The sequence below is a fragment of the Nocardia sp. CNS-044 genome, assembly GCF_059570515.1.
Map to the genome: position 1 here is coordinate 394287 of NZ_JCANSX010000008.1, position 13866 is coordinate 408152.

The following is a 13866-nucleotide window of genomic DNA, read 5'->3' on the forward strand; positions in this document are numbered from 1 at the left end:
TCGGGGGGAGGCTCGATCCCGTCAACGACGAGAGAACTGATGAATCTGGATATCGCCGTACTACTTCCATGGATCCTCGCCACGGTGCTTGTCGTCGCGGTCGGGTACACGATCGCCGCGCTGCGCCGAGAGCGGGCCAGAGCCGAGTCTTTGCTGGAGGACCAGCGCAAACGTGACGAGGCGCTGGAGCGTTTCGCCGGGCAGACCATGCCGGCGATCACCGACGCCGTCCGGCGCTACGAGCCGCCGACCAGCACGATCGAAGTGCCTACGGGACTGCAGAATTCGCGACTGGCCCAGTGCCTGCAGTGGATCGGCGATCGCTACGCCGACGACTTGCGCCTCGTGCAGTCCGAGTCGAGGGAACGGACGATGGTCGACGCCGAGGCACACGCCAGGCAGGCGATCAACGCCGCCGAGGAGGCGGTGCGCGCCGAGGTCGGAGCCGCCGCCCGCGACGCGACCAGTGGCGCGGTCCGCTCCTTCGGCACCTCCGTGGTGAGCCTCGGCGCCGACGTCAGCCAGGTGGTCAGCGCCGCGCTGCGCCAGCACCGCAACGACGACGTCTACGCCACGCTCACCCGGATCGACCACACCGTCCAGCAGATGATCCGCCAGGCGCAGTCCTACGTGATCGTCTGTGGCGGCCTGCCCGGCAGGCGCTGGCCCGCGCAGTCGCTCACCGACGTGGTCGGCGGCGCCACCGGCCGCGTGCGCGACTACCTGCGGGTGCGCACCACCCAGCTGGACCGCGTGGTCGTCAGCCGAGCGGTGGAACCGCTCGTGCACACCCTGGCCACCCTGCTCGACAACGCGCTGCGCTACTCGCCGCCGACCTCCTTCGTGGACGTCAGCTTCCAGGAGGGACACCACGGCGTCACCGTCATCATCGACGACGCGGGCGTGCGGATGAACGCCGAGCAGATGGAGGAGGCCAGGCAGGTGCTCGCCAACGAGCGCCCGGTCGACATCCACCAGCTCGGTCCGTCGCCGAAGGTCGGTTTCCCCGGTGTCGCCGCCCTCGCGCGTCGCTACGGGTTCACGGTCTACATCGACGGGCCCAACGCCTACGGAGGCATGCGCGCGATGGTGTACATCCCCGAGGCCCTGCTCGCCGCACCGAGCGGGGGCGACAAGACGACGACGGCCGCCACCCCGGTCGAGGCTCCCGCGCCCGCACCCGCGCCCCAACCGGCGCCCGCGCCGCGCGAAAAGGAGCCGGAGGACAGCGCGTTCGCGGTGCACGAGATCACCGAGGGCGGCCTGCCGAAGCGGCGCCGCCGCGAGGTGGCGCCCGCGATCGGCACGCGCGCAAGGACTTCCGGCGAGCCCGCGAGGCCGGATATCGCCGCCGCATGGCACACAGGTTCCAAGAGCGGCCGCGCCGCCGCCGCCGAACACACGGAAGGGATGACACCTTGATGGGCACACCGACTACCACCGTGGCCGACAGCAGCAACAAGCTCGGCTGGCTACTCGAGGATCTCAGCATTCCAGGCGTCCGGTTCGCGGTATTGCTGTCCGATGACGGGCTGCGGATCGCGCACTCGAAGGGCATCGCCCGCGACGACGCCGAACGCTTCGCCGCGGCCGCCTCCGGCCTGCGGTCTCTGGGCAAGGCGCTAGGCGAGTTCTGCGGCGGACCGGAAACGGGCCTACGTCAGAACATGACCGAATACGACGACGGGATGATCTTCATCACCGCCGCCGGGGAGGGCGCCCTGCTCGGCGTCTCGACCACCGCGGACATCGACGTCAGCCTCATCGCGCACCGGATGAACGAACTGGCCGGGCGCGTCGGGCACGAACTCGGCAGCCAATCGCGGCAGAGGACAGACAGCGGCCTGTCATGACCAGGTCCCGCCGCGACCCCGACCTGGTTCGGGCTTATGTGCGCACCGGCGGGCGTTCGCGTGCCACTCGCGAACTGGATCTGGTCACGCTCGTCGTCGCGGCGCTGGCTCCCGCGCCCGGCGCGAGCCCGGACGCACGCCGCGTGATGAACCTGTGCAGCGGTCGCGGCGTGCTGTCCATCGCCGAGATCGCGGCCTATCTGGACCTGCCGCCGTCCGTGGTGAAGATCGTCGTATCGGATCTCATGGACGGCGGCCATCTCACCACGCCAACCCCGGCCGAGAACCTGCCGGAGATAGCCCTTTTGGAGGAGGTACTGAATGGGCTCCGCGCTCTCTCGGCCTGAACGAGTCGTCGACTATGTGCCGGAGACCGTGACCCGATCGGTCAAATTGCTGGTGGCAGGCAATTTCGGTGTCGGCAAGACGACCTTCGTCAGCAGCATCTCGGAGATCAAGCCGCTGCGTACCGAGGAGACCATCACCGAGGCGAGCATCGGCGTCGACGACATGGCCGGTCTGCCCGGCAAGACGCAGACCACCGTCGCGATGGACTTCGGCCGTATCACGCTGAATCCGCAACTGGCACTGTATCTTTTCGGTACACCGGGTCAGCAGCGCTTCGTGCCGCTGTGGGAGGAGCTGGCCCGCGGCGCGCTCGGCGCCCTGGTGCTGGTCGACACCCGGCGCATCGAGAAGGCCGACGAGGTGCTCTCGGTGCTGGAGGAACGCGGCGTGCCGTATTCGGTGGCGGTCAACCAGTTCGAGGGCGCCAAGCAGTACCCCCTCGACGAGGTCCGCGACGCGTTGGATCTCGCCGAGGGCACACCACTGACCACGTTGGACGCGCGGCATCGAGGCACGTGTCTGCAATCGCTCATCACACTCGTCGAATTCCTGTTCCACCGTCTGGAGTCCCGACTTTGACAATGCCTCCGCACACGGCGCCCGCGGGTGTCTGCCCCGTTCCGCACGGTTCGCCGATCGACACCGACGGCCCGCGGGTGCCGCTGTACACCGAGGAGTTCGCCGCCGACCCGCACCGCGTCTACCGGCAGATGCGCCGGCAGTTCGGCTCGCTCGCGCCGGTCGATCTGGCGCCCGGCATCCCGGCCACCCTGGTGATCGGGTACCACACCGCGCTGCGAATCCTCAACGATCCCGAGCACTTTCCGGCCGATCCGCGGGCCTGGCAGCAGAACGTTCCCGGCGAATGCCCGATCCTGCCGATGCTGGAATGGCGCCCCAACGCGCTGCGCAGCGCCGGTCTCGAGCACACGCGCTACCGGCAGGCCAACCTCGCGGCGATCGCCGAGGTGGATCTGCACGCCATGCACGCCACGATCGAGCGGGTCGCCGTCCCGCTGATCAACGCCTTCTGCGCCGACGGGGCGGCGGACCTGATCAGCCAGTACGCCTTCCCGCTCGCGTTCGCCGTGCTCAACGAGATGCTCGGCTGCCCGGCCGATATCGGCCAGCAGGTGGCCACCGGCATGGCCGCCATCTTCGAGGGCGTGAACGCGGACAAGGGCAACGCCATGCTCACCGACGCCCTGCTCGAGCTGACCACCCGCAAACGAAACGAGCCCGGCGACGACATCGTCTCCCGGCTGCTCGGCCACGCGGCCGGACTCGACGACGTGGAGATGATCCACCAGCTGGTCACCCTCTACGGCGCGGGCATCGAGCCGGAGCAAAACCTGATCGTGAACACGCTGCTGCTCATGCTCACCGACGACCGCTTCGCCGGAAACCTGTTGGGCGGCAGCCTGTCCACCCGCGACGCGCTGGACGAGGTGCTGTTCACCGACCCGCCGATGGCCAACTACTGCGTCTCGTATCCGAAGCAGCCCATCCTGATCGACGGCGCCTGGCTGCCCGCGCACCAGCCGGTGGTGATCAGCATGTCGGCGTGCAACAACGATCCGGCGATCGACGCGGGCGACTACACCGACAACCGTTCGCATCTGGCGTGGAGCGCGGGTCCGCACGCCTGCCCGGCGAAGTCGGCGGCCTATCTGATCGCGCAGGACGCGATCGACCAGCTGCTCGACGCGCTGCCCGAGATGCGGCTCGCGGTGCCCGTCGATCAGTTGACCTACCGCCCTGGGCCTTTCCATCGAGCTCTGGTGTCCCTTCCGGTCACCTTCCCGAAATCCCCTCCGCTGAACCTGTATTAAGGAGAGTGCCCCGATGGACAGTCAGCCCCTTGTCCTCGATCCCACCGGCGCCGATATCCAGGGTGAGTCCGCGCGTATCCGTGCCCGCGGGCCGGTCGTGCTCGTCGAGTTGCCCGGTGGTGTGCGGGCGTGGTCGGTGACCGATGCCGAACTGTTGAAGAAGCTGCTCGTCGACCCCCGAGTGTCCAAGGACGCGCGCCAGCACTGGCCCCCGTTCATCAACGGCGAGATCCCGCAGGACTGGCCGTTGTTCCTATGGGTCGCCGTGAACAACATGTTCACCGCGTACGGCGCCGACCACCGGCGGCTACGCAAACTGGTGGCGCCCGCGTTCACCCATCGCCGCACCGAGGCCATGCGCCCGCGCATCGAGGCCATCACCGCGGCGCTGCTCGACGAGCTCGCCGCCGCCCCGGCCGGTGAACCGGTGGACCTGCGCGAGGGTTTCGCGTATCCGCTGCCGATCCAGGTGATCTCGGAACTGATGGGCGTGCCGGAGGCGCTGAACGCCGGACTGCGCACCTGTGTGGACGGCATCTTCGACACCTCGCTCACTCCCGAGCAGTCGCAGGCCAACTACATGGAGATGTACCGGATCCTCGGTGAACTCGTCGCCTACCGGCGCGAGCACCCCGGCGACGACATGACCAGCCTGCTCATCTCGCACCGCGACGAGGAGGACGGCGCCCAGCTCACCGAGCAGGAGCTGATCGACACGCTGCTGCTCGTCATCAGCGCGGGCCACGAGACCACGGTGAACCTGCTCGACCAGGCCATCTTCGCGCTGCTGACCCGGCCGGAGCAGCGCGCCGACGTGGTCGAGGAGCGGGCCGCGTGGAGCGATCTGATCGAGGAGGCGCTGCGGTTCGAGGCTCCGGTCGCGCACCTGCCGCTGCGTTTCGCGGTCGACGACATCGAACTCGACGGTGCGCGGATCGCCAAGGGCGAGCCGATCCTGGCGTCCTACGTGGCGGCCAACCGGGATCCGAAGCTGCACGGCGACACCGCCGACGAATTCGACGTGCACCGCGCCACCAAGGAGCACCTCGCCTTCGGTTACGGCGCGCACCACTGCCTGGGCGCTCCGCTGGCCCGCATGGAGGCCGCCGTCTCGCTGCCCGCGATCTTCGCGCGGTTCCCGAAGATGGAACTGGCCGCCGAGCCGGGGGAACTGGGCTCGGTGCCCAGCTTCATCTCCAACGGCCACCGCCGCCTGCCGGTTCATCTGAACCCGTAACCGGGTGGGGGAGGGCCGCTTCGGCGACCCTCCCCGCGTTCAGAGCTGGGTGATGAGGCCCGCGATCAGCGTGAGCGCGGGCAGCGTCCCCTGGATCAGGGCGGCTTTGACGAAACGCCGGTCGTTCGCCACCAAGACGCCCGCCGCGGCGATCATCGAACCGCAACCGATCAGCAGCAGCGCCCAGCCCGCCTGCGGGAGCGTGGGCAGCAGCAGCGCGCCGATCAACGTGCCGATCGCGAGGAACAGGTTGTACCAGCCCTGGTTGAAGGCCCAGGGCTGGACGGCCCCCAGATCCTCGCGCTCGACGTAGAACGTCCCCGCGTACACCTTCGGCTCGGCGAATCGCAGCGATTCGAGCACGAAGATGTAGCCGTGCAGCAGCGCCGCGAGCACGGCGAGTATCTGGACGGTGAGCAACTGCCCCTCCTCGGTGGGCGCCGATGCGGCGACGCGATGTACCGGATGTAGTCGAGCCTTGTGCTTCCAGCACCGTAGCGCCGGTACGGCGAACGTCCCACCGACGCGCCGTCGCGCCACGCGCGCGGTTCACGACTCGCCAGGTTCGTTCCAGTTGTAGGTGAGTTCGGCGGCCCGCGACCAGCGGCGGTACTCCCGATCTCGGCGCTCGTCCGGCATGGTCGGCAGCCACCGGCTCGCGGTGCGGCGGTTGCTGCGCAGACCCGTCATATCGGGCCACAGCCCGACGGCGAGACCCGCCGCGTATGCCGCGCCGAGGGACACCGTCTCGGAGAACAGCGGCCGCTCCACCGGCACGCCCAGCGCGTCCGAGATCTGTTGCATGAGCAGATTGTTCGAGGTCATGCCGCCGTCGACGCGCAGTTCGGTGAGGGCGTAGCCGGTGTCGGCGTTCATCGCGTCGACCACCTCCCTGGTCTGCCACGCGGTGGCCTCGAGCACCGCGCGGGCCAGATGCCCCTTGGTGATGTAGGAGGTGAGCCCCGCGATCACGCCGCGGGCCTCGGATCGCCAGCGCGGCGCGAACAGGCCGGAGAACGCGGGCACCACGTAGCAGCCGCCGTTGTCCTCGACAGTGCTTGCGAGCGTTTCGATCTCGGGCGCGGCGTCGATGAGCCCGAGCCGGTCGCGCAGCCACTGCACCAGCGTCCCGGTGGCGGCCATCGAACCTTCCAGCGCGTAGCTGGCGGGTTCGCCGTCGATCCGGAACGCCACCGTGGTGAGCAGCCCGTGCGTGGAGCGCACCGGCGTGGTCCCGGTGTTGCTGAGCAGGAAACTGCCGGTGCCGTAGGTGCATTTGGCCTCGCCCGCGGCGAAGCAGGTCTGACCGAACAGCGCCGCCTGCTGGTCGCCGAGCGCGGCCGCGATCGGGATGCCCGCCGCCGTGTGGCCGTATACCTCGGCGTTGGACCGTATTTCGGGCAGCATCGCCCGCGGGATGCCGAAGAAGTCGAGTAGCCGGTCGTCCCAGTCCAGGGTGGCGAGGTTCATCAACATGGTGCGCCCGGCGTTGGTGACATCGGTGACGTGCACACCGCCGCGCGGGCCGCCGGTGAGGTTCCAGATCAGCCAGCTGTCCATCGTGCCGAACAGCACCGAACCCTTTTCGGCGCGTTCGCGCAGCCGCTCGTCGCGGTCGAGTAGCCACCGGATGCGCGGGGCCGCGAAGTAACTCAGCAGCGGCAATCCGCAGCGCCGGACCACCTCCTCGGCCTCTGGCCTGCGCGCGAGCCGGGCGACGAGTTCCTCGGTGCGGGTGTCCTGCCAGACGATCGCGTTGCCGACAGGCGCGCCGGTCTCCCTGTCCCACAGCACCGTCGTCTCGCGCTGGTTGGCGATGCCGATCGCCACCACCTGGTCGGCGGCGACGCCCGCCTTGGCGATCACCCGATCGACCAGCGTCGCGACATTGCGGCGGATCTCCGCGGCGTCGTGCTCGACCCGGCCCGCCGCCGGATACAGCTGTCGGTGCTCGCGCTGGGCGATCGAAACCAGTTGTCCCGCAGCGTCGTACAGGATGGAGCGGCTCGACGTCGTGCCCTGGTCGATGGCCATCACGTAGCGGTTGCGGCCCCGTTCGGCGCTCATGCCTGCGCCTCGCTGGCGCTCGGCTCCGGCATGCGCGAGGCGCGCTGGCACACGATTCGCTCGCTCATGGGCGCACCCGTGGACGGTCGGCGCCCAGGTCGCGGGAGATGGCGCCCGCGGTCGCGCGCACCAGCTCGACGAGTTTGGGACGGACGCCGGGATCGGTCACCCGGTCTACGGCGCCGACAACGCCGAGCGCGCCGACCACCCGTCCGCCCGCGTCGCGCAGCGGCGCCGCCACCGACGCTCGCTCGAAGGCGAACTCGGCGACGTCCTCGGCGTGGCCCTGCGCGCGCACCCGCGCGATCTCGGCGTGCACGGCGCGCGGGGCGGTCACCGTGCGCCGGGTGTAGGCGGGCAGCGGCGCGCTCGCGACGCGTTCGGTCAAACCCGGTGTGTAGGCGAGCAATACCTTGCCGAGCGCGGTCGCGTGCAGGGGGAGTTCGATGCCGACGCGCAGGGTCTGCTCGGTGCCGTCGGGCCGGAACACGTGGTGCACGATCGACACGCCCTCGCCGCGCAGCGCGCCGATCCGCACCGACTCGCCGGACCGCGCGGCCAGGGTGTCGGCCCAGTTCATCGCGTAGGAGCGCAGCACGTTGGTGTCGAGCCGGGCGTCGGCGAGCCCGAGGGCCGCGGCGCCGATCAGGTACTTGCCGGTGGCGTCGTCCTGCTCGATGTAGCCGACTCGCTGCAAGGTGCGCAGCAGACCGTGCGCCGTCGCCTTGGGCAGGCCGAGCGCGCCGGCGAGCTCGCCGACGCCGACGCCGAAGGGCGCCTCGGCGACCACCCGCAGGATCGCGGCGGCCCGTTCGATCGACTGAATCGGTCCCGGCACGGACTCGACTGTACTGCGGAAACCTAGAACGTTCGACATTGTCGAACACGGACCGTTGTCGCGGACTCCGCCGCTGCCTACCTTCGGCATGGCGTACCGGCCGCCGCGCGCGCCGGACAACGGAGCAACGGAGAGACGCATGCTTGACCTCATCGGTGCGGTCGACCAGGGGACCACGAGCACCCGCTTCATGGTCTTCGACCACGCGGGCGCGGTCGTCGCCCAGCACCAGCTCGAACACGAGCAGATCCTGCCGCGGCCCGGCTGGGTCGAGCACAATCCGGTCGAGATCTGGGAACGCACGTCGGCCGTCATCCAGACGGCGCTCAACTCGCACGGCCTGCGCGCCGCCGACCTGGCCGCGATCGGCGTGACCAATCAGCGCGAGACCACCGTGGTCTGGGACCGCCGCACCGGACGGCCGTACCACAACGCGATCGTCTGGCAGGACACGCGCACCGACCGGATCGCCGCCGAGCTGGAATCCCGTGCGGGCGAACTGATCCGCCACCGCACCGGGCTGCCGCCCGCCACCTACTTCGCTGGCGGCAAGATCCGCTGGCTGCTGGAGAACGTCGACGGCCTGCGCGCGGCGGCCGAACGCGGTGAGGCCCTGTTCGGCACCATCGATACCTGGCTGCTGTGGAACCTCACCGGCGGTGTCCGCGGCGGTGTGCACGTCACCGACGTGACCAACGCCAGCCGCACCATGCTGATGAACCTGGAAACGTTGGACTGGGACGACGAACTGCTCGCGCTGTTCGACATTCCGCGCGCCATGCTGCCGTCCATCCGTCCGTCGTCGGATCCCGCGGGCTACGGCCGGACCACCGCGCACGGCCCGCTGGCGGGCGAGATCCCGGTGGCCGCGGCGGTCGGCGATCAGCAGGCGGCCATGATCGGGCAGGTGTGCCTGTCCGCGGGCGAGGCCAAGAACACTTACGGCACCGGCAATTTCCTGCTGCTCAACACCGGCGGCACACCGGTTCGGTCGAAGAACGGGCTGCTCACCACCGTCTGCTACCAATTCGCCGGACAGGACCCGGTCTACGCGCTGGAGGGCTCGATCGCCGTCACCGGCTCGGCGGTGCAGTGGCTGCGCGACCAACTCGGCATCATCCAGGGCGCCTCGCAGAGCGAGACGCTGGCCGGCGAGGTCGCCGACAACGGCGGGGTGTATTTCGTCCCGGCGTTCTCCGGCCTGTTCGCGCCGCACTGGCGCTCCGACGCGCGCGGCGCGATCGTCGGGCTGACCAGGTACGCGACCAACGCCCACATCGCCCGCGCCACCCTCGAGGCGATCTGCTACCAGACCCGCGACGTCGCCGACGCGATGTTCAAGGACTCCGGTGTGGCGCTGGAGGTGCTGAAGGTGGACGGGGGAGTCACCGCCAACAACCTCTGCATGCAGATCCAGGCCGACGTGCTCGGGGTGCCGGTGAGCCGTCCGGTGGTGGCGGAGACCACCGCGCTCGGCGCGGCCTACGCCGCGGGGCTGGCGGTCGGGTTCTGGGGCGGCACAGACGAATTGCGCGAGAACTGGCGTGAATCCAGGCGCTGGCGACCGGAATGGGCCGAGCCGCAGCGGGCCGCCGGATACGAGGGCTGGCGCAAGGCCATCGGCCGCACCCTCGACTGGGCGCCCGCGCACTGAGCCGCCCGCCCACACAGACCACATGCGCACGCGCGCACCACGATTCGAACAGAAGGAGACCGAGATGGTCGACCGTTCTCTCACCGCCCCCGTCGCACTGGGTCCGGCCGAGCGCACCCGCGCCCTGGACGCCATGGCGAGCACCGAACTGGACGTGCTGGTCATCGGCGCTGGCGTCGTCGGCGCGGGCGCCGCGCTCGACGCGGTGACCCGTGGGCTCAGCGTCGGGCTCGTCGAGGCCCGCGACTACGCCTCCGGCACCTCGAGCCGGTCGTCGAAGCTGGTCCACGGCGGCCTGCGCTACCTCAAGCAGCTCAACTTCGCCCTGGTCTTCGAGGCGCTGCGGGAGCGTTCGCTGATCCTGGAAACCCTCGCGCCGCACCTGGCCAAGCCCGTCGAGTTCGTCTACCCGCTGGAGCGTCCCGGTCTGGACCGGGCCTGGGTCGGCGCGGGCGTCGGCGTGTACGACGTGCTCGGCGCGGGACGCGGTGTGCCGCAGCATCATCGGCACCTGGGCAGGCGGGCGACGCTGAAGCGTTTCCCCGGCGCCAAGCGCGGGACCGTGCGCGGCGGTGTGAGCTTCTACGAGGGCCAGCTCGACGACGCGCGCCACACCATGATGCTGGCGCGCACTGCCGCGAGCCACGGCGCGCTTGTCGCCTCCAGCGCCAGGGTCGTCGACTTCCTGCGCGAGGACGGCCGGATCGTCGGCGCGCTGGTGCACGACCTGGAGAGCGGTCGGCACATCCCGGTGCGGGCCAAGCGCACCGTCAACGCGGCCGGGCCGTGGACCGACGAGATCCAGGAAATGCTCGGCGGCGCGGGGGATTTCCGTATCCGCACCTCCAAGGGCGTGCACATCGTCGTCCCGCGCGATCGCATCGACTCCGAGACCGGCCTGATCACCGAGACCGAGAAGAGCCTGCTGTTCGTGATCCCGTGCCCGTGGAGCGAGGACCACTGGGTCATCGGCACCACCGACACCGACTGGGACCACGATCTGGCCCACCCCGCCGCCACCCGCGCCGATATCGATTACATTCTCGCCCAGGTGAATCGGCTGCTCGAGCAGCCCATCGGCCACGACGACATCGTGGGCGTCTACGCCGGGCTGCGGCCGCTGCTCGCGGGCGCCTCCGAGCAGACGAGCGCGCTCTCGCGCGAGCACACCGTGGCGACGCCGGTGCCGGGCCTGGTGATCGTCGCGGGCGGCAAGTACACCACCTACCGGGTGATGGCCAAGGACGCCATCGATGCGGCCGTCGCGGATCTGCCGGGGCGGGTCGCCCGGTCGTGCACCGAGCGGGTGCCGCTGGTCGGCGCGCACGGGTACCGCGAGCTCTCGCTGTCCCGTGCCCGCCTCGCCGACGAGTTCGGCGTCGATCTGGCCACGGTCGAGCACCTGCTCGGCCGCTATGGCAGCGCCGTCGGCGAACTGCGCGAGATCATCCTCGCGCAGCCGGAACTCGGTGCGCCGCTGGGCAATTCCCGCTACCTACGGGCCGAGTTCGTCTACGCGGTGACCCACGAGGGCGCGCTGCACCTCGACGACATCCTCACCCGCCGCACCCGGGTTTCGGTGGAGACCGGTGATCGCGGCGTGCTGGTCGCGGCCGAGGTGGCGCGCCTGGTCGCCCCGTACCTCGGCTGGGACGAGGAGCGGATCGAGCGCGAGATAGAGACCTACCGGGTGCGCGTCGAGGCCGAACTGCGCGCCAACGAGCAGCCCGACGACCGGTCGGCCGACGTGGTCCGGCTCAGCGCGCCCGACTCGCGCGGGATCGCGGGCGCGCCGGAAAGCGACCGCGTGTCGGTGTAGCCGACCACGGAACGGCTCGTCGCGGCTGAGCGTTCGACGACGCCGAGCGTTCGACGACTAGTGCGCCGGTGTCTGCGGCCGCAGGTGCTCGAAGATGAGGATCGTCTCCGTCGAGGACACCGCGGGATTCGCGCTCAGGTGCTTCAGCACGAAAGTGCGCAGCTCGTCGGTGTCCGCGGTGGCGACGTGGACGAGGTAGTCGTCGGCGCCCGCGATGAAGTACACGTTGAGCACCTCGACGAGCGTAGCGAGCCGCCTGCCGAACTCGGCGAGGTGCTTGCGCGAATTACCGTGCAGCCGCACGGCGATCATCGCCTGCAAGCCCCGGCCGAGCGCGGACGGGTCGATGTCGGCGTGGAAGCCGCGGATCACGCCGCGCTCCACCAGGGCCCGCACTCGCCCGAGGCAGGTCGACGGCGCGATACCGGCCGCGGCGGCCAGCGCGTTGTTGGTCATGCGGCCGTCGCGCGCCAGCTCGTCGAGCAGAAAGCGGTCGATGTCGTCCAGGGGGACCGGCGTGCGACTACGGCGCGGCGGGGCCTGAGGTGGTGCTGGTGAATCTTTCCTGGTCACCGGCTCACCGTAGCGAATCCAATTCGATTCGGAAGTGTTCATCCGAACAATCCTCGAGGCCTCGCCGCGCCGCCCCTCATTCGCGCACCGAGCCGACCGCGTTGTGCGCGCCGGGAGCGGTCTGCTGGAGCTTGGAGTGGGTGCGCGAGTACCCGATGTAGATCACCAGGCCCACCACCAACCAGGTCCCGAAGCGCGCCCAGGTCTCCCACGGCAGCGACAGGATCAGCCACACCGAGAACACGATGCCGACGATCGGCACCACCGGCATGAACGGCAGCCGGAAGGTGCGCGGCACCTCGGGCCGGGTGTAGCGGAACACCAGCACCGCCACGCAGACCACCACGAACGCGCTCAGGATGCCGATGTTGGTCAGCTCGGCGACCAGGTTGATCGGCAGCAGGCCCGCGAGGAAGGCCGACCCGATGCCGACGATCCACGTCACGCGGGTCGGCACCTTGCGCTCCGGATGGGTCTTGGCGAACCACTCGGGCAGCAGGCCGTCGCGGCTCATCGAGTACCAGACCCGGGTCACGCCGAGCATGAAGGTGAGCACCACGGTGATGATGCCGACGATGGCGCCGACCGCGATGATGTTGGCGATGCCCGGCATGCCAACGGCCTCGAAGGCGCTGGAGAAGCCGCTCTCCGGGTCGATCTCGGTGTACTTCTGCATGCCCGTGAGCACCAGGGTCGCCAGCACGTACAGCACCATCGCGATGGCCAGCGAGTACAGGATCGCCTTGGGCAGGTGCTTCTTGCCGTCGACCGACTCCTCGGCCGCCGTGCTCATCGCGTCGTAGCCGAACACGGCGAAGAACACCGTGGCCGCGCCCGTCATCACCGCGCCGGTGCCGTACGGGAAGTACGGGGTGTAGTTCGCGCTGTCGATCTGGAAGACGCCGAGCACGATGATCAGCAGGACAAGGGCGACCTTGATGCCGACGGCCACCGTCTCGAACCGGCCGACGCTGCGGATGCCGCGCGAGAGCACCCACGCCGTGCCGAGGCAGAACACCATCGCGAACACGTCCACCACGTGGCCCTCGCCGGTGCCGGAGGCGCCGAGCATCCAGTCGGGCAGCGTGAGGCCCACCTGATCGAGCAGGAACCCGAAGTACCCGGAGACGCCGATCGCGACGACCGCCGCGACGGCGATGTACTCCAGCAGCAGATCCCACCCGATGAACCAGCCGACGAACTCACCCAGCGAGACGTAGCCGTAGGTGTAGGCCGATCCCGCCTTCGGCACCATGCCGGCGAACTCCGCGTAACACAGCGCGGCCGCCGCGCTGGCCAGGCCCGCGACCAGGAAGGACAGCAGCACGGCCGGACCGGTGGTCTTGTTCGCGACGCTGCCCGCCAGGGTGAAGATGCCCGCGCCGATGATGCCGCCGACGCCGATCGCGGTGAGTTGCCATACGCCGAGGTGTTTGGCCAACCGTTCGTCGGTGGGCGTCTCGTCCTCGACTTCGACGAGGGGTTTGCGGCGCAACATCTGGTGGCGCAACTCCGCGAGGGACATGCGGGTTCCTTTCTCCGCTGCGTTTCGGCGCGCCCGGGTCGCGGGACACGCGCGGTAACGCAGATCACACTGGTGGCAGTCAGCTAATCGGACCACGAACACGGTGTGATCGGTGAGTTG

Annotated in this window: 13 protein-coding genes; 8 read left to right on the forward strand and 5 right to left on the reverse strand. The window is 69.7% G+C overall.

The features are described from left to right. The first annotated feature begins 39 nt into the window (after positions 1–39). Genes T333_RS21030 through T333_RS21055 form a run of 6 tightly spaced genes read left to right on the forward strand, consistent with a single transcriptional unit; the run spans position 40 to position 5270 of the window. Entirely contained in the window at positions 40–1422 is a 1383-nt protein-coding gene (locus T333_RS21030) for an ATP-binding protein (protein WP_496425556.1), read from the forward strand. Beyond that, positions 1422–1853, forward strand: coding sequence for a roadblock/LC7 domain-containing protein (locus T333_RS21035; protein WP_355002965.1), 432 nt, complete (start codon positions 1422–1424; stop codon positions 1851–1853). Before T333_RS21030 ends, T333_RS21035 begins: the two co-directional genes overlap by 1 nt. Further along, positions 1850–2200 (forward strand): DUF742 domain-containing protein, encoded by a 351-nt coding sequence (locus T333_RS21040; protein ID WP_355002964.1) that lies wholly within the window; start codon positions 1850–1852, stop codon positions 2198–2200. The genes T333_RS21035 and T333_RS21040 overlap by 4 nt, the downstream gene beginning before the upstream one ends. Continuing rightward, positions 2175–2780 (forward strand): GTP-binding protein, encoded by a 606-nt coding sequence (locus T333_RS21045; RefSeq protein WP_355002963.1) that lies wholly within the window; start codon positions 2175–2177, stop codon positions 2778–2780. Before T333_RS21040 ends, T333_RS21045 begins: the two co-directional genes overlap by 26 nt. A gap of 2 nt (positions 2781–2782) precedes the next feature. Then, the gene (locus T333_RS21050) at positions 2783–4033 is read left to right on the forward strand and encodes a cytochrome P450 (protein ID WP_355002962.1); all 1251 of its coding nucleotides are present in this window, start codon (positions 2783–2785) and stop codon (positions 4031–4033) included. Between the two features lie 13 nt (positions 4034–4046). After that, the gene (locus tag T333_RS21055) at positions 4047–5270 is read left to right on the forward strand and encodes a cytochrome P450 family protein (RefSeq protein ID WP_355002961.1); all 1224 of its coding nucleotides are present in this window, start codon (positions 4047–4049) and stop codon (positions 5268–5270) included. Between the two features lie 39 nt (positions 5271–5309). Here the strand turns inward: T333_RS21055 and T333_RS21060 are convergent, their stop codons facing one another. The 3 genes from T333_RS21060 to T333_RS21070 form a co-directional block, all read right to left on the reverse strand. Continuing rightward, positions 5310–5690, reverse strand: coding sequence for a DUF1304 domain-containing protein (locus tag T333_RS21060; protein ID WP_357250002.1), 381 nt, complete (start codon positions 5688–5690; stop codon positions 5310–5312). A 129-nt stretch (positions 5691–5819) separates the two neighbouring features. After that, a complete protein-coding gene (gene glpK / locus T333_RS21065) occupies positions 5820–7337 on the reverse strand; it encodes a glycerol kinase GlpK (RefSeq protein WP_357249999.1) in 1518 nt (505 codons plus the stop codon). Between the two features lie 64 nt (positions 7338–7401). Beyond that, positions 7402–8175, reverse strand: a complete 774-nt coding sequence (locus T333_RS21070; protein WP_357249996.1) for an IclR family transcriptional regulator — start codon at positions 8173–8175, stop codon at positions 7402–7404. 139 nt (positions 8176–8314) lie between these two features. Here T333_RS21070 and glpK (T333_RS21075) point away from each other — a divergent pair, with 139 nt between their 5' ends. Beyond that, complete coding sequence (gene glpK, locus T333_RS21075) at positions 8315–9829, forward strand: glycerol kinase GlpK (protein WP_496425557.1); 1515 nt, start codon at positions 8315–8317, stop codon at positions 9827–9829. 64 nt (positions 9830–9893) lie between these two features. Then, positions 9894–11648, forward strand: coding sequence for a glycerol-3-phosphate dehydrogenase/oxidase (locus T333_RS21080; RefSeq protein ID WP_496425558.1), 1755 nt, complete (start codon positions 9894–9896; stop codon positions 11646–11648). 57 nt (positions 11649–11705) lie between these two features. Here the strand turns inward: T333_RS21080 and T333_RS21085 are convergent, their stop codons facing one another. Both T333_RS21085 and T333_RS21090 read right to left on the reverse strand, forming a co-directional pair. Continuing rightward, positions 11706–12263, reverse strand: coding sequence for an Lrp/AsnC family transcriptional regulator (locus T333_RS21085; protein ID WP_496425559.1), 558 nt, complete (start codon positions 12261–12263; stop codon positions 11706–11708). A 34-nt stretch (positions 12264–12297) separates the two neighbouring features. Further along, entirely contained in the window at positions 12298–13746 is a 1449-nt protein-coding gene (locus T333_RS21090) for an amino acid permease (RefSeq protein WP_496425560.1), read from the reverse strand. Positions 13747–13866: the final 120 nt, after the last annotated feature.

Coding starts and splice junctions, on each gene's coding strand:
- glpK (WP_496425557.1), top strand. CDS start 8,315: ATGCTTGACCTCATCGGTGCGGTCGACCAGGGGACCACGAGCACCCGC.
- T333_RS21085 (WP_496425559.1), bottom strand. CDS start 12,263: ATGAACACTTCCGAATCGAATTGGATTCGCTACGGTGAGCCGGTGACC.
- T333_RS21040 (WP_355002964.1), top strand. CDS start 1,850: ATGACCAGGTCCCGCCGCGACCCCGACCTGGTTCGGGCTTATGTGCGC.
- T333_RS21035 (WP_355002965.1), top strand. CDS start 1,422: ATGGGCACACCGACTACCACCGTGGCCGACAGCAGCAACAAGCTCGGC.
- T333_RS21080 (WP_496425558.1), top strand. CDS start 9,894: ATGGTCGACCGTTCTCTCACCGCCCCCGTCGCACTGGGTCCGGCCGAG.
- T333_RS21030 (WP_496425556.1), top strand. CDS start 40: ATGAATCTGGATATCGCCGTACTACTTCCATGGATCCTCGCCACGGTG.
- T333_RS21050 (WP_355002962.1), top strand. CDS start 2,783: ATGCCTCCGCACACGGCGCCCGCGGGTGTCTGCCCCGTTCCGCACGGT.
- glpK (WP_357249999.1), bottom strand. CDS start 7,337: ATGAGCGCCGAACGGGGCCGCAACCGCTACGTGATGGCCATCGACCAG.
- T333_RS21090 (WP_496425560.1), bottom strand. CDS start 13,746: ATGTCCCTCGCGGAGTTGCGCCACCAGATGTTGCGCCGCAAACCCCTC.
- T333_RS21055 (WP_355002961.1), top strand. CDS start 4,047: ATGGACAGTCAGCCCCTTGTCCTCGATCCCACCGGCGCCGATATCCAG.
- T333_RS21045 (WP_355002963.1), top strand. CDS start 2,175: ATGGGCTCCGCGCTCTCTCGGCCTGAACGAGTCGTCGACTATGTGCCG.